Source organism: Bradyrhizobium sp. 18BD, assembly GCF_054185225.1.
The window spans coordinates 41,835-63,334 of record NZ_JAVAYL010000007.1; the positions used below are offsets into that span (position 1 = coordinate 41,835).

The following is a 21,500-nucleotide window of genomic DNA, read 5'->3' on the forward strand; positions in this document are numbered from 1 at the left end:
GAGAGAGAAAGAGGCAGCGTCGAGCCCCTTACTCCGACATCGGCTTGTCGGAGATGTCCCAATCCTTGCCGCTGAAGGTGGAGATGAAGAGCGTCTTCATCGGCGTGTAGTCCTCGGGCGTATAGTCGTAGGTGACGCCGTCGAGGAAATAGGGCGAGTGGAAGCCCTTGAGGTTGGACGCCTGCTTCAGCACGTTGGCGCGGGTGAGCTCGTCGCCGCAGCGGCGCAGGATCTCGCCCATGGTCACCGCCTGGCCGTAGCCGGCAAAGGCGATGGTGTTGTCGGGGTCGATCGCCGGCATGTACTTCTTGCGCAGTTCCTCGAACGCCATCACGTCGGGGTCCTTCTCCCATTTGGGCAAGCCGACTTCCTTGTTGTAGCGGATGGCGACGATGCCGGTGGCGTTCTCCAGGCCCGCGGCATTGAGGATCGAGCGGCCGGTCGAGCCCGCCGACAGAAGCTGCAGCGGCTTCCAGCCGAGTTCGGCGACTTTGCGGATCGACTGCGACGTCGCCTTGCCGGTGGTGATGTTGTAGAAGACGTCGGCGCCCGATTTGGAGAGATTGATGAGCTGGGAATCGACCGTCGGATCGGTGAGATCGTAGGTCTGCTCCATGATCACCTGCGCGGTGCCGCCAGCATCCGCCAGCACTTTCTTAAACGGACCGAGGAAGTCGCGGCCGAAATCGTCGTTCTGGTAGAGGATGCCGATCTTCGCATTCGGCTTCACGGCAACGACGTGCCGCGCCAGGATGCGCGCCTCGGTCGGATAGAGCGGCAGGCCCGCCATCGTCCACTTGAACTCTTTCGGGTTATTCCACTTCGACGCGCCGGTGTTGAGCAGCAGCTGCGGCACGCCCTTGGAGTTCAGGTATTTGTGCACGGAGGTCTGCGGCGCGGTGCCGAGCGAGCCGTACAGCGCGAGCACCTCCTCCTGCTCGACCAGGCGCCGCGTCGCCTCGACGCATTTCGGCGCGCTGTAGGCATCGTCCATGGTCAGGAACTTGACCTTGCGTCCGTTGATGCCGCCCTTCTCGTTCAGCATCTGGAAATAGGCTTCGCCGATGCGGCCGAGCACACCATAGAGCGAGCCGGGACCGGAATGCGGCACGGTCTGTCCGATCTTGATCTCGGTGTCGCTGGCGCCCGCATCATATTTCTTCTCCGCGGCCCAGACATACGGCGCGGGCAGAGTGGATGCAGCGATGGTAGCGAGCGCGCTGGCGCTGAAGTCGCGCCGCGATGGATTCCTGGCCATTATTTGTTTCTCCCTAGTGCGCGCATTGTGCTGGGAAGGCAGCACGGCTCGCAAGTAGGAAGTCGTCGCTTTGCGACGCAATGACGCTTAATTAAAGGGTGTTTAGCGCCTAGACTCAAGTTTTCTCAGCGACGACGACAAGGCCGCGCACCGGCTCGTTGTTCTCGTTGCGCGGCGAGGCCGGCTCCAGCGTCAGCAGCTTGAGTCCGGCCCTCGCAATGGCGCCGCGGACATATTCCGCCGAATGGGCATAGCGCAGACCTTCGCCGAGCACGATGCCGCTGCCGTCATGCGTCTCCAGCGTGAAGGCGAGCACACCGCCGGATGCGAGCACGCGCTTCGCCTCGGTCAGTACCGGCGCGAGATCGGAGAGATAGACGAACGCATCCGCGGCGACGACGAGGTTCGCGCTCGCATCAGCCTTGCTGCGCAGGCCCTCGATCATGTCGGCGACTTCGAGCTCGGCATAAAGCTCGGTGGCGCGCGCTTCCTTGATCATGCCGGGCGACAGATCGATGCCGATGAAATGATCGACCTGTTTCGCGAAGGCGGCGGCGGCGAGGCCAGTGCCGCAACCGAGATCGATGGTGCGCTTGAAGAAGGTCGGCTTCTTCGCGGCGACGCGCGCGGCCAGCACTGCCTTGAAGATCAGCGCGGGCGCGCGATAACCGAGATCGTTGATCAGCGCGTGCTCGAAGCGCGGCGCGTATTGATCGAACAGCGCCTGCACATAGGCCTTGGGCATTTCCGCCATCTCTGCGCCGCCGAGCCGCATGAGATGCAGGCCGGCGCCGTGCTGGTCCTCCGGGTCGGAATCGCGCGCCTTGCGGAAGGCTTCGATCGCCTTGTCACGCTCACCGAGCTGCTGACGGATCTCGCCGAGAGTGAACCAGGCCGAGGTAAAGTTGGGCGCGAGCTCGATCGCCTGCTCGATCAGGTCGGCAGCGGCGGGCAGGTCGCCCTTGAGCTGGAGGTCGCGCGCGAACTCGAAACGGCGGTCGGCCATGAGATCGCCGGAGGTCAGAAACAGGCGGAGGGGCATCGGGAACCAGGAAGCGAAGCGGGTGGATGACTCGAAGATGCAGTGACGCGACCTATATAGCAGGCATGCGCCCGCAAGACATCCTGCTGCCAACTGCTGACGGCCTGTGCTGCAAGCCCGGCGGCTTCCACATCGATCCTGTCCGCCCGGTGGAGCGGGCCGTGATCACCCACGGCCATTCCGACCATGCTCGCGCCGGCCATGGGGCCGTGCTGGCGACGCAGGAAACGCTCGACATGATGCGGCTGCGCTATGGCGAGAATTTTGCCGGATCGACGCAAGTCATCCGCTATGGCGAGGAAATCCGGCTCGGCGACGTCACCGTCAAATTCCACCCGGCCGGCCACGTGCTGGGCTCGGCGCAGATCGCGGTGACGTGCAAGGATACCTGCATCGTCGCTTCCGGCGACTATAAGGATGCACCCGACCCGACCTGCGCGCCGTTCGAGCTGGTGCCCTGCGACGTCTTCATTACCGAGGCCACGTTCGGCCTGCCGGTGTTCCGGCACGGCGATGCCGCGGACGAGGTGAAGAAGCTGCTGGCGTCCGTGGCGCTGTTTCCGGAGCGCGCGCACCTCGTCGGCGCCTATTCGCTCGGCAAGGCACAGCGCGTGATCGCGCTGCTGCGCCAGGCCGGTCATGACGCGCCGATCTACCTGCATGGCGCGATGGAGACGATCACCGAGTATTATCAGAGCCGCGGCATCGCGCTCGGCGAACTCAGGCCCGTGATGGGCGTGAAGAAGGCGGCGCTGGCCGGCACCATCACGCTGGCGCCGCCCTCGGCCACCTCCGATCTCTGGACGCGACGTTTTCCCGATCCCGTCACCGCATTCGCCTCAGGCTGGATGCGCGTGCGCGCCCGCGCGCGACAGCGCGGCGTCGAGCTGCCGCTGGTGATCTCCGATCACGCCGACTGGGACGGTCTCACCGCGACCATCGCAGCGACCGGCGCCGGCGAGATCTGGGTCACGCACGGCCAGGAAGATGCGCTGGTGCATTGGTGCCGGAGTAAAGGCCTGCGGGCGCAGCCGCTCGATCTCGTCGGCTATGGCGATGAGGAGGAAACCGAGACGCCGCTTCAAGACGAGGCCGAGGCATGAACCGCTTCGCCGAACTCTTGGACCGCCTCGCCTACGAGCCCGGCCGCAACAACAAGCTGCGGCTGATCACCAGTTATTTTCGCGAGATCGGCGATCCCGACCGCGGCTATGCGCTGGCCGCGCTGACGGGCGCGCTGAGCTTCAAGCACGCCAAGCCGGCGTTGATCCGCGATCTCATCGCGTCGCGCACTGACGAGGTGCTGTTCGGATTGAGTTACGATTACGTCGGCGATCTCTCGGAGACGGTCGCGCTGATGTGGCCGAGGCGGATGCTCGTTACCAACGAGTCTTTTCCGAGCCACCCCTCTCCCCCGCCCTCCCCCGCAAGGGGGGAGGGAGCGCAGTTGCGCATGCCGCGGCAGACGGGCTCGGCAGCCGAGATCGATTTAGCGAGTGATGGACGCACCACCCTCTCCGTCCCCTCCCCCCTTGCGGGGGAGGGTCAGGGAGAGCGGGACCGCGGGCGAGATGCCAATGAGTCCGCCCACCCAAGCAACCACAACAACCCACCGCCCCCCACCCTCACCGAGGTCGTCACCACGCTCCGCACGCTCGGCAAGACCGAGCTGCCAAAGCAGCTCGAACGCTGGCTCGACGAGTTGGATGAGACCGGCCGCTGGGCGCTGCTGAAGCTCGTCACCGGCGCGCTACGCATCGGCATCTCCGCGCGGCTGGCGAAGACTGCCGCGGCTGCACTGGGTGACAAGGACCCTCACGAGGTCGAGCTGATCTGGCCAGGGCTTGCGCCGCCGTATCTCGATCTGTTCGCCTGGCTGGAGGGCCGCGCCGAAAAACCGGTCAATCGCGATCCCGCACCGTTCCGCCCGGTGATGTTGGCGCATGCGATCGAGGACGGCGATTTCGCGAGCCTCGATCCCGCTGATTACGTCGCCGAATGGAAATGGGACGGCATCCGCGTGCAGGCGGTCGCAGGGCGCGACGACCACGGGCACATCATCGCGCGACTCTATTCGCGCACCGGCGAGGACATCACGGGGAGCTTTCCGGATCTCGTGCCGTCGCTGCGGCTGCCTGGTGCAATCGATGGCGAGTTGCTGATTCTGCGCGAAGGCCGCGTGCAAAGCTTCAACGTCCTGCAGCAGCGTCTGAACCGCAAGGTCGTCTCGCCCAAGCTGATCAAGGAGTTTCCGATCCATCTGCGCGCCTACGACCTGCTCGGCGACGACGAGAACGATCTGCGCGAGCTGCCGTTCGCGGAACGGCGCGAGCGGCTAAAGAGCTTCGTCCAGAAACTCGACGATCCCCACATCGATCTGTCGCCGACCGTTCCCTTCGCAAGCTGGGATACGCTAACCGCGGCGCGCGCCGATCCGGCAAGCGCAGGCGCGGGCGAGGATGCCGACGCGGTCGAGGGCGTGATGCTGAAACGGCGCGATGCGCCTTATCTGCCGGGCCGGCCGAAGGGCCAGTGGTGGAAATGGAAGCGCGATCCGCACATCATCGACGCCGTGCTGATGTATGCGCAGCGCGGCCACGGCAAGCGCTCGTCCTACTATTCCGACTACACCTTTGGCGTCTGGACCGAGACCGAGAGCGGCGAGGAGTTGGTGCCGGTGGGAAAGGCCTATTTCGGCTTCACCGACGAGGAACTGCTGCAGATCGACCGCTTCGTCCGCCGCAACACCACGGAAAAGTTCGGCCCCGTTCGCCACGTCGTGCACGAGAGCGACAAGGGCCTGGTGCTGGAGGTGGCGTTCGAGGGCCTGCAGCGCTCGCCGCGGCACAAATCCGGCGTCGCGATGCGCTTTCCCCGCATCAGCCGCCTGCGCTGGGACAAGCCGCCGCGGGAGGCCGACCGGCTGGAAACACTGGAAAAAATGCTGAAAGCGGACGAATCCCTACCAACAATTAAGGTTGCGGCGTCCGCCGACAGCCATTGACGCATCTCAGCGGGTTCCCCATGTGCCCCGCCGTGACTTATAATCGGGGCGAATCCCCGCGAGGAGTTTTTTGAGATGGCCCAAGACGTCAGAGATTTGCCGGCCGGCCGCAGCGATGGGCTGAACCGCTTTCTCGGTGGCTCGCCGCTGGCGGTCGCGTTTCGCCTGGTCCTGCTCTCGATCCTGGTCGGCGTCGTGCTCGCCGCGATCGGCTTCGATCCATGGAATATCATCTACAGCATCCGCCTGCTGTTCCAGCGGCTCTGGGATCTCGGCTTCGATGCCGTGAACTGGCTGTGGCGCTACTTCCTGCTTGGCGCTGTCATCGTGATCCCGATCTGGTTGCTCTCGCGCGTGTTTGGCGCGCCGCGCCGCTAAGCCCGGATCATACTCAGGGAGCCCGCAGCCGATGCAACTACGCTTTGTCGGCTGCGGTGACGCCTTCGGCTCCGGCGGCAGGCTCAACACCTGCTTCCATGTCTCGGGGCGCGAGACCAACTTCCTGATCGATTGCGGGGCGTCGGCCCTGCCGGCGCTGAAGCGGCTCGAGATCAACCGCAACGAGATCGATCTCATCCTCATCACGCATTTCCACGGCGACCATTTCGCCGGCCTGCCGTTCTTTCTGCTCGACGCGCAATTCTCGAAGCGGACAAAGCCGCTGACGATCGCCGGCCCCGAAGGCATCGAGACGCGGCTGACACAGGTGATGGAGGCGCTGTTCGAGCATTCCTCCAGGACCAGGCAGCGCTTCGAGCTCGACATCATCGCGCTCGCCCCGGAGCAAAGCCGCACATTCGGCGCGGTGAATGTGACCCCTTACCCTGTCATACACGGCGATTCCGGCGGGCCGTTCCTGGCCTATCGCGTCGAAGCCGAGGGCCGTACGCTCGCCTACAGCGCCGACACCGAATGGACGGAGGCACTCATTCCGCTGGCGCATGGCGCGGACCTTTTCATTGCGGAAGCCTATATGTACGAGAAGGTGGTCAAGAACCATCTCAGCCTGAAGACCTTGGAACAGCATCTGCCAGTCATCGGCGCGAAACGCCTCGTCCTCACTCATATGAGCGACGACGTGCTGACGCGCCTGGATGAGATCGACCATCTCGCCGCCGAAGACGGCATGGTGCTCGTGTTCTGACATGCACGCGCCCGTACCCCTCAAGATCGGCTCCCGCCAGGTGTTCGCCATCGCCGGTCCCGCGATGGTCGCGAACCTGACGACGCCGCTGATCGGTGTGGTCTCGACCACCGCGATCGGCCGGCTCGACGATGCCGCCCTGCTCGGCGGCGTCGCGATGGCCTCCGTGATCTTCGACTGCCTGTTCTGGCTGTTCGGCTTCCTGCGCATGAGCACGCTCGCCTTCACCGCACAGGCGCTCGGCGCCGGCGAAACGCGCGAGCAGACCGTGGTCCTGGTGCGCGGCTTCATCGTCGCCGGCCTGATCGGCGCGGCCCTGATCGTGCTGCAATTGCCGCTCGCCGCCGCACTGTTCGACCTGATGGGCGGCAGCGAGGGCGTCACCCATGCGGCAAAAACCTATTTCATGATCCGGATCTGGTCCTCGCCATTCGCCTTCGCCAATTATGTCATCCTCGGTTGGCTGGTCGGCCAGGCCCGCGCCAATCCGGCGCTCGCGCTCCAGGTCGTCATCAACCTCGTCAACATGGCGGCGACGATTCTGCTGGTACTGGTCTACGACACCGGCATCGCGGGCGCGGCGATCGCCGCGCTGCTGTCGGAGAGCATCGGCTTCGTGCTCGGCGTCATCGTCTGCCGGCGCAATGCCGCGGGCGGCTTCAAAGTGCCGCGCGCGACGCTGTTCGACCGCGAAAAACTGATGCGGCTGCTGGCGGTGAACACCGACATCCTGATCCGCACCGCGGCGCTGATCGCGGTCTTCCTGTTCTTCACTGCCAAGGGCGCGCGCGCCGGCGACGTTACGCTCGCCGCGAACTCCGTGCTCAACAACTTTCTGCTGGTCAGCGCCTTCTTTCTCGACGGCCTCGCCAACGCAGCCCAACAGCTCTGCGGCCGCACCTTTGGCGCGCGCGACGCCAGGGGTTTTGCCGATTCGACCCGGCTGGTGCTGCTGTGGGGCCTCGGCTTCGCGCTGGTCGTCGCGGTGCTGTTCGCGCTGTTCGGGCCTGATATCATCAATTTCATGACGGCGAGCGAGAACGTCCGTCGCGCCGCGCGCGAATTCCTGCCGTTCATCGTGCTCGCGCCCATCCCCGGCGTGTTCGCCTTCGGCTTCGACGGCATCTATGTCGGCGCCACCTGGGCGCGCGAGATGCGCAATCTGATGCTGGCTTCGCTTACGATCTTCTTCGGTATCTGGCTGGCGCTGCAATCGTTCGGCAATGCCGGGCTCTGGTGCGCGCTGATCGCGTTCTACATCGCGCGCGGCGGCCTGCAGGGCGCGCGGTATCCGGCGCTGTACCGGGCGACGTTCTCGAAGTCATAGAAGAGTCGTAGCCCGGATGGAGCGTAGCGTAATCCGGGGCCCTCATGCCCGCCGATCGAATCCCGGATTGCGCTGCGCTCCATCCGGGCTACGAGACCTTCTTACATCCCCGGCCAGTCTTCCGCCGTCAGCGTCGCGGCATCCGCACCGACGATCTCGGAGAGCGAATCCCGCCCCGTACGCAGCAGCGTCGAGGTGAGGTCGCGCTTGATCTCGTCGACGAGGCCGAGACCCTTGTAGACCAGCGACGAATAGAGCTGGATCAGGCTCGCGCCCGCCCGGATCTTCGTCAGCGCCGCACCGCCGGAATCGACGCCGCCGACGCCGATCAGCGGGAACGCACCCTCGACGCGCACATAGGTCTCCGCGACCATGCGCGTCGACAGGCGGAACAGCGGCCGGCCGGACAGGCCGCCCTGCTCCTTCGCCCGCATCTCCTCGCGCAGCGTGCTCGGCCGCGCGATCGTCGTGTTCGACACGATCATGCCGTCGACCCGGCGCGCGCGCGCGACTTGGACGACATCGTCGAGCTGGGCGAGGCTCAAGTCCGGCGCGATCTTGAGCAGCACCGGCGTATCGCCGGCCTTCTGCCTGACATGCTCGCGCGCATCGATCACCCTGGCGAGGAGATCGTCGAGCAGTGCGCCTTCCTGCAGGTTGCGCAGGCCCGGCGTGTTCGGCGAGGAGACGTTGACGGTGAAATAGCTCGCGACCGGCGCAAAGGTCTCGATCAGCTTGACGTAATCGGCGACGCGGTCCGGCGAATCCTTGTTGGCGCCGACATTGACGCCGACGATGCCGCCATGCTGCGCGCGCGCGGCGAGCCGGCGCAGCGCGACCTCCGCGCCGTCATTGTTGAAACCCATGCGGTTGATGACGGCTTCGTCGCGCTCGAGGCGAAACAGCCGCGGCCGCGGATTGCCGGCCTGCGGCCTTGGCGTCACCGAGCCGATCTCGACGAAGCCGAAGCCGAGCCGCAGCAGTGCGTCCGGCACCTCCGCACTCTTGTCGAAGCCGGCGGCCATGCCGATCGGGTTGGGAAAGTTGAGCCCGAAGGCGCGCACCGCGAGCTTGGGATCATCGGTGCGCGGCTTGACCGGCGGCAGGAAGCGCAGGCCCTGGATCGCGAGGCGATGGGCATCCTCCGGATCGAGCCAGCGCAGCACCGGCAGCGAGAAGGCGTCGAAAGCGCGAATCACGGGGCAAGCTCCGGTGTGTCGTGCCCACCATCGGAGCGTATGTTGAGATTCATCACCGCGAGCACTGCGCCGAGATCGAGCTCGCCATAGAGATGCGGGAACAGCTCTTCATTGCGCGAGCGCTCCCAGCGTAGCTCGCTGCCGAGCGCATCGGCGTCGACCTCGACAAGGAACAGCGCGCGCTGGCCGAAATAATGCTTTCGCAGGGTCTCGGGAACCTGGGCAGCGGTCGAGAAATGGATGAAACCGTCGCGCGCATCGTCCGCGCTGCCCTGGTACACGCCCTGCCGCTCCGCCTCGCGCCAGGCCGAGGCCGGACAGATTTTGTAGATCTTGACCACCGCTACCGCAGCCCTGTTTGCTCTTTGAGTCTTTTGGGTTTTTTCGACTGTTGCGGGTCCCAGAAACCCGGCGCGACCGTAAAGGCCGCCCCCTCCGAACTCAAGACCCAGAGCCATGTCCATTCCGACGAAATCGAAGCCGGGCTCCAAATTCCTGTTTTGACGCAGTTTCCCTGCGCGAGGCGGTATCCGCTCCGCCTGACAACGCCGTTCCCGTCGCCCCTTGCGCCAAAAGCGAAAAACCGGTTGATTTGAGGACAGTTTTCCTGAGTTGCGACGGGCTGGACCTTCCATGGTCAAACAGGCCAAAGCGCAGAGGATACTGACTCACGACCAGATCTGGGTCGCACTGGATCGGCTGGCGGAGCGTGCCGGCCTGTCACCATCAGGCCTTGCCAAGCGGGCCGGGCTCGACCCGACCACCTTCAACAGATCCAAGCGCGTGACGCCCGACGGCCGCGAGCGCTGGCCATCCACCGAATCGATCGCAAAAGCGCTGGCGGCAACCGGCGCCTCGCTCGACATCTTCGCCGGGCTGATCAGCGACGATTCCACCGACAACCGCTCCGTGCCGCTGCTCGGCCTGGAACAGGCGGGCATCAGCGGCGCATTCGACGAGGCCGGCTTGCCATCCGGCAAGGGCTGGACGGAATTCGCGCTGCCGACCGCCGAGGACCATCACAGCTTTGCGCTGGAGATGTCCGGCGACGCATTCGCGCCGATCTATCGCGACGGCAGCGTCATCCTGGTCTCACCCGGTGCACCGGTCCGCAAGGGAGATCGCGTGGTCGTGAAAACCAGAACGGGCGAGGTGACGGTCGCGACGCTGAAACGCCGGACGGCCAAGGTGCTGGAATTGCAGCCGCTCGATCCATCGCAGACCGAGCGTACGCTGGCGGCGAGCGACGTCGGCTGGATCGCGCGGATCGTGTGGGCGAGCCAGTGATCGCGTCGCGACCGGACCATGACACCGTTCGCGCGACGTCCGGCGCACGATCGCCATTGCGACTCACTATCCCTCTCGCCTAGGTTGCGCGCGCATTGCCAATCGAATTCATCTGAGGGGGAATATGATGAATCGCCGTCACGCATTGAAAGCGCTCGCGGGTCTCGCGCTATGTCCGGTGTGCAAGCCGGGCTTCGCCGCCGAAGGCGTGCACTGGAGCTATGAAGGTGCCGGTGCGCCAGCCAAATGGGGCGATCTCGACGCGGCCAACAAGGCCTGCGCCGTCGGCCTGCAGCAATCCCCGATCGACATCGAGTCGGCCGTAAAATCGCAATTGCCCGCGCTGAAGCTGCGCTGGGGCAAGAGCGCCGACACCATCGTCAACAACGGGCATACGATCCAGCTCAACTTCGCCGAGGGCAGCACGCTCACGCTCGGCGACGTCAAATACAAGCTGCTTCAGGTGCATTTCCACCGGCCGAGCGAGCACATGATCGGCGGCAAGAATTTTCCGATGGAGGCGCATTTCGTCCACCGCAACGAGGCCGGCGGGCTCGCCGTGGTCGGCGTGCTGATGACGGAAGGCAGGCCGAACGCAGCCTTCAGCAGGATCGTCAAGACCATGCCGGCCGCGGAAGGCCCCGCCGTGAAGGCCGACGCGGGCATCGATCCCCACGCCATGCTGCCGCACACACTCAGCTACTTCCGCTATCCCGGCTCGTTGACCACGCCGCCCTGCTCGGAAGTGGTGGAATGGCTGCTGCTGACCGCCCCGATCCAGGTGTCGGCCGCCGACGTCGCCGCGTTCGCAAAGCTCTATCCGATGAACGCGCGCCCGGTGCAGAAGGACAACCGCCGTTACGTGCTGCGCTCGATCTGAGCTGCGCTCTGGTTTAAGGTCTGCTCGCCGAAGCGAGCAGACCAAGCCGGATCAGGCTTTCGGCAGTCGCAACGATGGAGTCCTCTCTCGTTCTCGGCGACCAGCCGAGCAGACGCGTTGCCTTCTCGCTCGTCGCATTCATGTTGACGCCAAGCAACGGCACCATTCCCTTGATCGCCGGATCGTGAGCGCGAGCAGACGCATCAACCAATTGGGCAACTCCCGCGCAGGTACCTTGCTGGCCGCCGTCCCCACGCGCTGACGCAGCACTTTTGCGACCTCCACCATCCACATGCTTTCGCCTGAGATTGCGAGAAAGCGTTCGCCGTTCGCCGCGGGATCGACCATGGCGCGAAGATGCAGATCCGCGACGTCGCGCACATCGACAAAGCCGGAATTGACCTTTGGGCATCCCGGCTGTCCGTCCATGAGCGTTTTGATGAGCCGGATCGAATGCGAGTAGTCGGCGCCGAGGGCTGGCCCGAGAACGGCGACCGGATTGACGGCTGACAGTTCGAGCCCGCGTCCTTCCTTCGCAACAAAATCCCACGCTGCGCGCTCGGAGAGCGTCTTGGATTTCTGATACGGCGCGACGTTGCCGGTCAGATCGCTCCAATCGGTTTCATTGAACGGACGCCGGTGGTTCGGCTTGTGCCCGACTCCAATGGCGCCGAATGCCGACGTCAGCACGACGCGCTTGACGCCGGCGGCGCGCGCGGCGCGCAAGACCCGCAGATTTCCTTCGACAGCGGGCCTGACCCAGTCCTCCTTTCGCACCTGGTCGCCCGAAGGCGTCGGCGACGCGCCGTGCAGCACATAGGTGCAGCCGGCAGCAGCCTCTGCCCAACCCTGGTCAGCGGTGAGGTCGGCGACTACGAATGAAAGGCGATCACCGGGATCAGCTCCGCCAGCCCTGAGGTTGGCGCGCACCTCCGCTTCCCGCGTCATTGAACGAATTGTGGTCCGCACCCGATATCCGGCATTCAGCAGCGCCAGCATGCAATGCTGCGCGATGAATCCGGTCCCTCCGGTAACGAGGACGATTTGATCGGGCACGGCTTGATCTCCAGTCTGGTCGCGCAGCGCGCTTGGTCCGGACCGATTGCAGTCCGCGAGCAACCCTGAAATGGCCACGAGCATCCGGATTTTGAATGCTTGAAAGTCCAATATTCTTACTCAATAGTCCGGAAATGGACACCGATCCCCTTTCAGACATTCTCAGGCTGGCAAACGTCACCGCCCTGTTGACCGGCGGCTTCACGGCCGGCGGGCCTTGGGCGATCCGGTTTCCGGCGCGCGAGAGAATCCAGTTCTTCGCTGTCGTGAAGGGGCGCTGCTGCGGCCAGTTCGATGGCGAGGATCAATCAATCTGGTTCGAAAACGGAGACATAGGTCTCCTCGTCGAACCGCACTCTGTGGTTCTTGCGAGCGATCCGGACGTCGCTCCGGTCAAGGGAGAGGATCTTTTCGCGGGCGGCCGGACGATGGCGACCATCGGCGACGGCAGTGAATTCGCCTATATCGCCGGTCACGTCGATTTCGATCAGGCGGGACGACGGTTGCTCGCGGACGTGCTTCCGATCTGGATTCATGTGCGGCCGAAGCCGTCCACCGCAATGATTTTCCGCTGGCTGCTCGACCGCATCGTTGAAGAACAGGCTGCGGGCTTACCCGGGTCAAAGATCGCCTCGGCGCAACTCATGCAGCTTCTCTTCATCGAGATCCTGCGTGCTCACCTTGAAACACGCGATGTCATGCCGGCCGGCTGGCTGCGCGTGATGGCCGATCCGCATCTCGCGCCGGCGCTGCGCTTGATGCATGGCGAGCCCAGTCGCTCATGGCATCTCGAGGAACTTGCCAGGGCAGCCGCGATGTCCCGCACGACCTTCGCCGAACGCTTTCGCGCGGTTGCAGGCGTTGCGCCGCTGACCTATCTCACGGAATGGCGCATGCGGCTCGCCGAGCGAGCCCTGCACGAAGAGAGGACGCCCGTGGCGGCGATTGCGCGATCGCTCGGTTACGGCTCGGAGAGCGCGTTCAGCAACGCATTCAAGCGCGTCACCGGCCAGTCGCCGAGGGCCTGTCGCGATGCGGCGCGGCGTTCGGGGCTGACGACAGCTCCGTAGCCCGGATGGAGCGTAGCGCAATCCGGGCTACAGTTTTCTCACGCACTCCGCGCCAGCGCGCCGTCGATCATGTTGACCGCGTTCTGCACGCCATACACGGCGACGAAGGAGCCGAAGCGCGGGCCCTTCTCCTGGCCGAGCAGCACCTGGTACAGCATGTTGAACCAATCGAGCGTGACGCCGGGGCGGCCGTCCTTGCCCTTCTTGACCTGGTCGAGGAACGGTTCGCGGCGGCCGATCTCGTAGACGACGTTCTGGATGTCCTCGGCCGAGGCGTCCTGCGGCAACTGCGACAGCGCATCGCGCAGATCCTGCAACGCGGCGCGCTCGGTGTCCGTGGGCACGCGGAACTGCTTCGTCGGCGCGACGAAGTCGCGGTAATAGTTGATGGCGTAGCCGACCATCGCATCGAGCTTGGGATGCGTCTGCGGGCTCACGCCGGGCCGATAGCGGCCGATGAAGCCCCACAGCGTCTCGGCATTCTCCGCGTTCGACGACGACACCAGCGTCAGCAGGAGCTGGAACGTGACGGGCATGTCGCCCTGCGGCGGCTTGCCGGTATGGATATGCCAGACCGGATTGCCGAGCTGTTGCTTGCCATCCTGCCTGGCAAAGCCGTCGATGAACTGCTGGTAGTCGTCGACGTTGCGCGGGATGACGTCGAAATACAGCCGCTTGGCCGCCTTCGGCTCGCGATACATGAACAGCGACAGCGATTCCGGCGAGGCATAGCGCAGCCACTCGTCGATGGTGAGGCCGTTGCCCTTCGACTTCGAGATCTTCTGGCCCTTCTCATCGAGGAAGAGCTCGTAGTTGAAACCTTCCGGCGGCGTTGCGCCGAGCGCCTTGGCAATCGCACCCGAGAGCTTCACGGAATCGATCAGATCCTTGCCGGCCATCTCGTAGTCGACGCCGAGCGCGACCCAGCGCATCGCCCAGTCGGCCTTCCACTGGCATTTGACATTGCCGCCGGTGACGGGTGTTTCGACTTCCTCGCCACTGTCGGGATCGACATAGGTCACGGTGCCGGCGGCGACGTCACGGCGGATCATCGGCACCTGCAGCACCACACCGGTGGTCTTGCTGATGGGGAGGAACGGCGAATAGGTCGCGCGGCGATCGGGTCCGAGCGTCGGCAGGATGATCGCCATGATCTGATCATAGGCGGCGAGCATCTTCAGCAAGGTCGCATCGAAGCGGCCGGACTTGTAGTAAACCGTCGAGCTCGCGAACTCGTAGTCGAAGCCGAAATGATCGAGGAAGGCGCGCAGGCGCGCATTGTTGGCGTCGCCGAACGAGGGATATTCGTTCGAGAAGGGATCGGGCACGGCCGTGAGCGGACGGCCCAGATATTGCGCGAGCAGATCCTTGTTCGGCACGTTGTCCGGCACCTTGCGGAAGCCGTCCATGTCGTCGGAGAACGCCAGCAGGCGCGTCTTGATCTTGTCCTCGGTCAGCACGCGGAACGCATGCCGCACCATCGAGGTGCGCGCAACCTCGCCGAACGTGCCGATATGCGGCAGGCCGGACGGACCGTAGCCGGTCTCGAACAGCACCTCGTCCTTCGGGTTTTTCTTCAGCCGCGCGACAATGGCCTTCGCCTGCTCGAACGGCCAGGCGTTGGATTGTTCGGCGAGCGCGCGCAGGTCGCTCGGGTTCGCGGCAAGATCGATAACGGACATCAGGGCCTCCGGGCCGCGGAAAATAGCGATTTCCGGGCAGAATGCAATTTTGTGGGGCGACGCCGCCGCCTCCACCGTCATTGCGAGCGAAGCGAAGCAATCCAGAATCTTTCCGCGGAAACAGTCTGGATTGCTTCGTCGCTGCGCTCCTCGCAATGACGATGGAGGGGCAGCGAGAAATCTAGAACGGGCTCACCGAGAAATACCGCAGCCACAGATCGGTGTAGCGGCCTTTTTCCCAGACGCGGAACAGGGCCCAGTTCAGGGCCTGGCGCAGCACGTCGTTGCCCTTGCGCACGGCGATGCCGATGCCCTCGCCGAAGAAGCGACTCTCGACGAAGGGGCCGCCGGAGAAGGCGCAGCAATCGCCGGAATCGGTGCCGTTGATCCAGAACGCCAGCGAGATGGCATCGCCGAAGATGAAGTCGACCTCGCCTTTGCGGAGCGCGGTGCGCAGCGCATCGTCGTTGGGATAGGGGTGCAGCTCGGCGTCGGTGAACATCGCCTTGAGGTAGGCTTCATGCGCCGAGCCGGCGATGACCCCGACCTTCTTGCCCTCGAGATATTCCGGCCTGATCTCCGGCATCACCGCGTCCTTGCGCGAGGCGAAGCGCGCCGGCACGCGGTAATAGGGATCGGTGAAATCGACCCGGGCGCGGAGCTGCGGGCTCACCGCCATCGAGGCGATGATGGCATCGCCCCGGTTCGAGGTGAGCGCGTCCACCAGCGTCTCGAAGCGGCGCATCTGCACCGTGCAGGTCACCTTGATCTCCTCGCACAAGCTGCGTGCGAGATCGACGTTGAAGCCGGCCGGGTTGCCGTCGGCGCCGGTGTAGTTGAACGGCGGATAGTCGGTCTCGGTCAGGAAACGGATCACGGTCAGGCGCGACAGGTCCGGCCGCTCCGGCCGGCGCCGCGGGTCCCAGAAGCCGGGCACGGCCTGCGGAGCCGCCACCTGGGGCACGGTTTGCGGCGTGGCTGTCGGCGTCCCGTTTTGCGTCTCTTGGGGAGCCGCCGGGGGCTGCTTGGCCGGGGCCTGGGCCTCGGCGGCGGGCAGAGCCGCGAGCAGGCAGACGCCGACGGCCAGCGCCGTCAGCAAGCCACGGGCTGATTTGGACGATTTCGCCTGTTGCGATGGAGCCATCGGCCGGAAATGAACGAATTTCATTGGGATCGGAGGGCCTTATAGACCATCCGGCCGGGAACGCGAGCGCCGATTGCAGCCAGGGTGAAGGTGCGCCCCCTCCCCCAAGCGGGAGAGGCGCCCCTAGAGATACCGCTTCAAATCCGCCGCGGCCTCTTCCGGGGTCCGCTTCAAATTGAACGGCGAGACGAAGCGGCCGTCGCGGTCCATCAGATAGATCAGCGCGGTGTGGTCCATGGTGTAGTCGCCATCCTTGGCCGGGACCTTCTTGGCGTAGACCCGGTAAGAGGTGATCACCTTGGTGGTCTCGGCGGGATCGCCGCTGAGGCCTTCGAGATGGGGGTCGAAGCTCGACAGATAGTCCTTCATCGTCGCCGGCGTGTCGCGCTCCGGATCGACCGAGATGAAGACGGCATTGACCTTGTCGGCGTCCCTGCCCATCGCGCGCAGCACTTCCGAGATCTCGAACAGCGAGGTCGGGCAGACGTCGGGACAGTGGGTGTAGCCGAAGAAGATCAGGGTCGGCTTGCCCTTCAGGTTCTTGTCAGTGACAGCCTTGCCGTTCTGGTCGGTGAGCTGGAACGGCCCGCCGATCGCGGCCGGCTGCGCCACCTTGCTGACGCCGCCCATGGCCCAGAACAGGATCAGCAGCCCGACAGCGAGGCTTGCGGCGAAGGCGGTCGCGATCACCAGCGGACGGGTGGTGGAGCTCATGAGCGGAAAACTTCCTGTCGCGGATCAGAAGCAGGCGGAAAAACCGGTCCTGATCATTTCGAAGAACACTTGGGTGCCGTAGTGGAACCACAGTGCGAACGCGGCCATCACGACGAGCCCGCCAGCACCCGCGCCTGCCAACACCAGCATGGACGAGATCCGGCCGGCAGTGGACGAATTGTCCGATACAGGACTTGCGGGGTGCAGCGGTTGAGCCATGACAACGATCGGGGCGAAGGCCCGGCTTCCTTGCTGGTTTCCTTGCTATTCAAATAGGCACTGGTCCGCGCCCGGGCAAGCGCCGCGGCGAGCCAAGGAACACCTTCCCGGGAACCGGGCGCGTCGATGATATCAGTGCAGCAGCTGCCCCCGGGCGGACTCCAGCTCTTCCGCTTGCGGGAGAGGCCGGCGCGGCGGTCGGCTGGCCGAGGCCTGCGCGTCCAGGTAGCAGGGCTTGTACATCGCCTGGAGCTGCTTGCCCTTCAGGAACAGCATGTGCGGCGTGAGGCCGCCGCGCTGGTTGATCCAGCGCTTCACCTGCGAGGGATACATCGCATAGAGCATCTGGGTCGCTTCGGGATTGGTGACGGCGCGGCCGTTCGAGCCGAAATCCCAGGCGGCGTGGAAACCCAGCGTCGCATGCGAGGTCACGCAGATGCGGTCGCGCGGGATGGCGCCGAGGACGATGGTGCAGGCCGAGGCGCAGAGCCCATCGATGATGACGGTATCACCGGACTGGCGCAGGTCCTGGTACCTGTCGACGTAGGTTCCGATCCGGCCGCCGCGGTCATCCGCGATCCGAACCACTGCGTGAGAAGCCCCCATACCCGCGAGCAAGAGCACCAACGCGAGCAACCCCGTCAGAACCTTCATGTCCCCCGCCCCAGTCGAATTCGAATCCGTTTGTCAGGTGATGCAAGTCGAATGCTAGCGTCCGTCGACTCTGTGGTTTTGTCTAGGCGCACCGACCCGCTCAAAACAAATTCAAAGTTAGTGTTGCCGGCGCGCTGCACCCGGTCCCGAAGTGGAACAAGTTAACGGACTCTTACGCATGCCCTTGATCTCATCTGCAACCGCCGGCTTCAATCCGGGCAACTACAGGGGGGAACTTTATGGCTGAGCAAGCGGACGTTATCGTCGTCGGTGCCGGGTTGTCAGGGTTGGTGGCTGCAACCGAGATTGCGGATGCCGGCAAGCGTGTGATCGTGGTCGACCAGGAGGGCGAGCAGTCGATCGGCGGCCAGGCGTTCTGGTCGTTCGGCGGATTGTTCCTGGTCGATTCGCCGGAGCAGCGCCGGCTCGGCATCAAGGATTCCTTCGACCTCGCCATGCAGGACTGGCTCGGCACCGCCGGCTTCGACCGCGATGAGGATTTCTGGCCGCGCCAATGGGCCGAGGCCTATGTGGCATTCGCCGCCGGCGAGAAGCGCGACTGGCTGCGTGCGATGGGCCATCGCATCTTCCCGGTGGTCGGCTGGGCCGAGCGCGGCGGCTATGATGCGATGGGTCACGGCAATTCGGTGCCGCGCTTCCACGTCACCTGGGGAACCGGGCCCGGCATCGTCGAGCCGTTCGAGCGCCGCGCGCGCGAGGCGATGAAGAGCGGGCGGCTGACCTTCAAGTTCCGCCACCGCGTCGATGCGCTCTCCATCACCAACGGCACGGTGGACGGCATCAGCGGCGCCGTGCTCGCGCCCGACAACGTCGAGCGCGGCAAGAGCTCGTCGCGCAACGTGGTCGGCGAGTTCGCGCTGAAGGCGCAGGCCGTGATCGTGGCGTCCGGCGGCATCGGCGGCAATCACGAACTGGTGCGGCAGAATTGGCCGCAGCGGCTCGGCACACCGCCGAAGTTCATGATTTCCGGCGTGCCCGAGCATGTCGACGGCCGCATGATCGGCATCACCGAGACATCAGGCGCGCGGCTGATCAACCGCGACCGCATGTGGCATTACGTCGAGGGCATCCAGAACTGGTCGCCGATCTGGCCGCGCCACGGCATCCGCATCCTGCCCGGCCCGTCCTCGATGTGGTTCGACGCAACAGGCACGCGGCTGCCGGCGCCGCTCTTCCCCGGCTCCGACACGCTCGGCCAGCTCAAATACATCATGTCGACCGGCTACGATTATTCCTGGTTCGTCCTGACGCAGAGCATCATCAAGAAGGAATTCGCGCTGTCGGGCTCGGAGCAGAACCCCGACCTCACCGGCAAGAGCTGGCGCATGACCTTGCGCCGGGCCACCAACAAGGGCGCGCCGGCGCCGGTGGAGGCGTTCAAAAGCCATGGTGTCGACTTCATCGTCCGGGACAAGCTCGAGGATCTCGTCGCCGCCATGAACAAGCTCGCCGGCAGCGACCTCCTCAAGCTCGAGCACATCAGGATGCAGATCGAGGCGCGCGATCGCGAGATCGCCAACCCCTACGTCAAGGATGCGCAGGTGATGAACATCCACAATGCGCGGCGTTACATCGGCGACAAGCTGATCCGCACCGCCTCGCCGCACCGCATCCTCGATCCAGCGCAGGGGCCGCTGATCGCGGTCAAGCTCAACATCCTCACGCGCAAGACGCTCGGCGGCTTCGAGACCGATCTCGACTCGCGCGTGTTCGGTCAGGAGGGCAGCGTCATCCCCGGCCTCTATGCGGTCGGCGAAGCCGCCGGCTTCGGCGGCGGCGGCGTGCACGGCTATCGTTCGCTGGAAGGCACCTTCCTCGGCGGCTGCCTGTTCTCGGGCCGCAATGCAGGCCGCGCCGCGGCGAAGGCGGTAGGCTAGATCATGCGGCGGTGGATGCAGATCGGCGCGTGTCTTGCCGCATTGTCCGTAGTCTCGGCCGCATCCGCCGACACGATCGACGTCAACGGTGTGAAACGATCCTACACCGCGCAACTCCCGGCGAAGAAGCCGGTGCCGCTCGTGGTCGTGCTGCACGGCAAGACCCAGCGCGGCGCCGACATGGTCGCGCGGACCGCGTGGCCGCAGGTCGCCAAGCGCGAGGGCTTTGCCGTGGTGTTTCCCGACGGTCTCAACCACGCCTGGGCCGATGCGCGCACCAAGGCGGGCCCCGCACTCCGCGGCCCGCTGGAAGGCACCGACGACATCGGCTTCATCGCCAAGCTCGTCGAGAAGCTGGTCGCGAACGGCACGGCTGACCCGCACCGCGTCTATGTCGCCGGCATCTCCAATGGCGGCGCGATGGCGATGACGCTCGTCTGCGCCCGCGCCGATCTGTTCGCGGCGAGCGCGAGCGTGATCATGAATCTCACGGACGAAGCCGCGGTGACGTGCCATCCATCGCGGCCGCTGCCGATCCTGCTGATGAACGGCACAGCCGACCCGCTTGTCCCTTACGAAGGCGGACGCGGATCGAGCTATTTTGCCGCAGACGGATTCTGGTCCACCGAGGAGACGCTGGCCTTCTGGCGCAAGCTCAACGGCTGCGACATTGACGATGGCAGCGTGACTGAACTGCCCGACAAGGCACCCGCAGACCAGTCCACGGTGACGCGGATTTCCTCGCGCTGCCCTAAAGGGCGCGACGTTCTGCTCTATCGCATCAATCATGGCGGCCACCGCATGCCCGGCTTCGCTCCGGATGCCCGCTTCCCCAGGGTCGCGACTGGCCTGCTGGGGCCGCAGAACGGCGACATCGACGGCGCCGAAACGATCTGGTCGTTCTTCAGTCAGTTTCCCTAGACGACGCATGCATCGGCGGCCACGCATGCGTGCCTGGGGTGGCACAGCGCAGAGCGCTGGGCTAGACAGGGCCGCCATTCCAGCAGGAGATCCCCCAATGAGCATTCAGCGTTTTGAAACCGGCCCGCGCATGAGCCAGGTCGTCGTGCACGGCAACACCGTCTATCTCGCCGGCGTCGTCGCCAGCAAGGCGGCCGGCGAAAGCGTCACCAAGCAGACCCAGGACATCCTGGCGACCATCGACGGCCACCTCGCCAAGGCCGGCACCGACAAGTCGAAGCTGCTCTCGGCCACGATCTACATCACCGATATGAAGACCTTCGGCGAGATGAACGCGGTGTGGGACGCCTGGGTCTCGCCCGGCAACACGCCCGCGCGTGCCACCGTCGAAGCCAAGCTCGCGGCGCCGCAATACACCGTCGAGATCATGGTCACGGCTGCGAAATAACTTTCGCACACGACCAATAGCGAGCATCTGAAGCGCGATGAGATCATCATCGCGCTTCATTTTTTTGCGGACGCATGACGTCCGAGGTAATCGATCAGCGTCCGCAATCCTTCGATAGTCGCCACAGCCGAACACGGCGCCATCGCAGGAGAGCCCCATGACCGACCATGTCACCATCGCCCGCCGCTACATCGATCTCTGGAACGAGCGCACCAGCAGCCGCCGGCGTGAGCTGCTGCGCGAGAACTGGACGGCGGATGCAAGCTATGTCGATCCGCTGATGAAGGGCGACGGCCCTGACGGCATCGACGCGCTGATATCAGGCGTGCAGCAGCGCTTTCCGGATTTCAAATTCACGCTGATCGGCGAGCCCAACGGCTACGGCGACCATCTCCGTTTCTCCTGGGGCCTCGGCCCCGACGGCGTCGACAGCCCGATCAGGGGGACCGATTTCGCCGTGCTGAAGGACGGGCGGATCAAGAGCATCGCGGGATTTCTGGATCAGGTGCCCGCGGGGGTGTGAGACAACGTGCGCTACTTTCTTCCCTTCTCC

The 21,500-nt window shown here is 64.9% G+C and carries 21 protein-coding genes and 1 pseudogene; 12 read left to right on the plus strand and 10 right to left on the minus strand.

Features of this window, described 5'->3' with window-relative positions:
* Positions 1-28: 28 nt before the first annotated feature.
* The gene (locus RAD16_RS14575; RefSeq protein WP_458158582.1) at positions 29-1,258 is read right to left on the minus strand and encodes an ABC transporter substrate-binding protein; all 1,230 of its coding nucleotides are present in this window, start codon (positions 1,256-1,258) and stop codon (positions 29-31) included.
* 115 nt (positions 1,259-1,373) lie between these two features.
* A complete protein-coding gene (locus tag RAD16_RS14580; RefSeq protein WP_458158583.1) occupies positions 1,374-2,300 on the minus strand; it encodes a methyltransferase domain-containing protein in 927 nt (308 codons plus the stop codon).
* Positions 2,301-2,365: 65 nt separating this feature from the next.
* Here RAD16_RS14580 and RAD16_RS14585 point away from each other — a divergent pair, with 65 nt between their 5' ends.
* From RAD16_RS14585 to RAD16_RS14605, 5 genes are all read left to right on the plus strand, one after another.
* Entirely contained in the window at positions 2,366-3,403 is a 1,038-nt protein-coding gene (locus tag RAD16_RS14585; protein WP_458158584.1) for a ligase-associated DNA damage response exonuclease, read from the plus strand.
* A complete protein-coding gene (locus RAD16_RS14590; protein ID WP_458158585.1) occupies positions 3,400-5,304 on the plus strand; it encodes an ATP-dependent DNA ligase in 1,905 nt (634 codons plus the stop codon). Before RAD16_RS14585 ends, RAD16_RS14590 begins: the two co-directional genes overlap by 4 nt.
* A gap of 75 nt (positions 5,305-5,379) precedes the next feature.
* On the plus strand, positions 5,380-5,682 hold the full coding sequence (locus RAD16_RS14595; RefSeq protein ID WP_458158586.1) for a DUF6460 domain-containing protein: 303 nt from the start codon (positions 5,380-5,382) through the stop codon (positions 5,680-5,682).
* 31 nt (positions 5,683-5,713) lie between these two features.
* Entirely contained in the window at positions 5,714-6,448 is a 735-nt protein-coding gene (locus RAD16_RS14600; RefSeq protein ID WP_458158587.1) for an MBL fold metallo-hydrolase, read from the plus strand.
* Position 6,449: 1 nt separating this feature from the next.
* Positions 6,450-7,775, plus strand: a complete 1,326-nt coding sequence (locus tag RAD16_RS14605; protein ID WP_458158588.1) for an MATE family efflux transporter — start codon at positions 6,450-6,452, stop codon at positions 7,773-7,775.
* A gap of 101 nt (positions 7,776-7,876) precedes the next feature.
* Here RAD16_RS14605 and RAD16_RS14610 read toward each other — a convergent pair whose 3' ends face one another.
* Both RAD16_RS14610 and RAD16_RS14615 read right to left on the minus strand, forming a co-directional pair.
* Positions 7,877-8,974, minus strand: a complete 1,098-nt coding sequence (locus RAD16_RS14610) for a quinone-dependent dihydroorotate dehydrogenase (RefSeq protein ID WP_458158589.1) — start codon at positions 8,972-8,974, stop codon at positions 7,877-7,879.
* Complete coding sequence (locus RAD16_RS14615; protein ID WP_458158828.1) at positions 8,971-9,315, minus strand: DUF952 domain-containing protein; 345 nt, start codon at positions 9,313-9,315, stop codon at positions 8,971-8,973. The genes RAD16_RS14610 and RAD16_RS14615 overlap by 4 nt, the downstream gene beginning before the upstream one ends.
* 292 nt (positions 9,316-9,607) lie before the next feature.
* On the opposite strand from RAD16_RS14615, the gene RAD16_RS14620 reads away from it, so the two are divergent.
* Together RAD16_RS14620 and RAD16_RS14625 are read left to right on the plus strand one after the other, a co-directional pair.
* Positions 9,608-10,261, plus strand: a complete 654-nt coding sequence (locus RAD16_RS14620) for a S24 family peptidase (RefSeq protein WP_458158590.1) — start codon at positions 9,608-9,610, stop codon at positions 10,259-10,261.
* Between the two features lie 127 nt (positions 10,262-10,388).
* Positions 10,389-11,141: a carbonic anhydrase gene (locus RAD16_RS14625; RefSeq protein WP_458158591.1), complete on the plus strand. Its 753-nt coding sequence runs from the start codon at positions 10,389-10,391 to the stop codon at positions 11,139-11,141.
* A gap of 13 nt (positions 11,142-11,154) precedes the next feature.
* Here the strand turns inward: RAD16_RS14625 and RAD16_RS14630 are convergent.
* Positions 11,155-12,140 (minus strand): annotated as a pseudogene (locus tag RAD16_RS14630) (SDR family oxidoreductase).
* A 191-nt stretch (positions 12,141-12,331) separates the two neighbouring features.
* Here RAD16_RS14630 and RAD16_RS14635 point away from each other — a divergent pair.
* Positions 12,332-13,267 (plus strand): AraC family transcriptional regulator, encoded by a 936-nt coding sequence (locus tag RAD16_RS14635; RefSeq protein WP_458158592.1) that lies wholly within the window; start codon positions 12,332-12,334, stop codon positions 13,265-13,267.
* Between the two features lie 38 nt (positions 13,268-13,305).
* On the opposite strand, the gene RAD16_RS14640 is transcribed toward RAD16_RS14635, so the two are convergent.
* From RAD16_RS14640 to RAD16_RS14660, 5 genes are all read right to left on the minus strand, one after another.
* A complete protein-coding gene (locus tag RAD16_RS14640) occupies positions 13,306-14,949 on the minus strand; it encodes a lysine--tRNA ligase (RefSeq protein ID WP_458158593.1) in 1,644 nt (547 codons plus the stop codon).
* 181 nt (positions 14,950-15,130) lie between these two features.
* Positions 15,131-16,093 (minus strand): transporter substrate-binding domain-containing protein, encoded by a 963-nt coding sequence (locus RAD16_RS14645; RefSeq protein ID WP_458158829.1) that lies wholly within the window; start codon positions 16,091-16,093, stop codon positions 15,131-15,133.
* Between the two features lie 123 nt (positions 16,094-16,216).
* Positions 16,217-16,807, minus strand: a complete 591-nt coding sequence (locus RAD16_RS14650) for an SCO family protein (protein WP_458158594.1) — start codon at positions 16,805-16,807, stop codon at positions 16,217-16,219.
* 24 nt (positions 16,808-16,831) lie between these two features.
* Positions 16,832-16,957 carry a hypothetical protein gene (locus RAD16_RS14655; RefSeq protein ID WP_458158595.1) on the minus strand — a complete coding sequence of 42 codons (126 nt, stop codon included), beginning with the start codon at positions 16,955-16,957 and terminating at the stop codon, positions 16,832-16,834.
* Positions 16,958-17,158: 201 nt separating this feature from the next.
* Positions 17,159-17,680, minus strand: coding sequence for a hypothetical protein (locus tag RAD16_RS14660; RefSeq protein ID WP_458158596.1), 522 nt, complete (start codon positions 17,678-17,680; stop codon positions 17,159-17,161).
* 239 nt (positions 17,681-17,919) lie between these two features.
* Between RAD16_RS14660 and RAD16_RS14665 the strand changes: the two genes are divergently transcribed.
* The 4 genes from RAD16_RS14665 (at position 17,920) to RAD16_RS14680 (ending at position 21,470) form a co-directional block, all read left to right on the plus strand.
* On the plus strand, positions 17,920-19,578 hold the full coding sequence (locus RAD16_RS14665; protein ID WP_458158597.1) for an FAD-binding dehydrogenase: 1,659 nt from the start codon (positions 17,920-17,922) through the stop codon (positions 19,576-19,578).
* Between the two features lie 3 nt (positions 19,579-19,581).
* Positions 19,582-20,499: an alpha/beta hydrolase family esterase gene (locus tag RAD16_RS14670; protein ID WP_458158598.1), complete on the plus strand. Its 918-nt coding sequence runs from the start codon at positions 19,582-19,584 to the stop codon at positions 20,497-20,499.
* A 97-nt stretch (positions 20,500-20,596) separates the two neighbouring features.
* Positions 20,597-20,947: a RidA family protein gene (locus RAD16_RS14675; protein WP_011083946.1), complete on the plus strand. Its 351-nt coding sequence runs from the start codon at positions 20,597-20,599 to the stop codon at positions 20,945-20,947.
* A gap of 157 nt (positions 20,948-21,104) precedes the next feature.
* Entirely contained in the window at positions 21,105-21,470 is a 366-nt protein-coding gene (locus tag RAD16_RS14680; protein ID WP_458158599.1) for a nuclear transport factor 2 family protein, read from the plus strand.
* Positions 21,471-21,500: the final 30 nt, after the last annotated feature.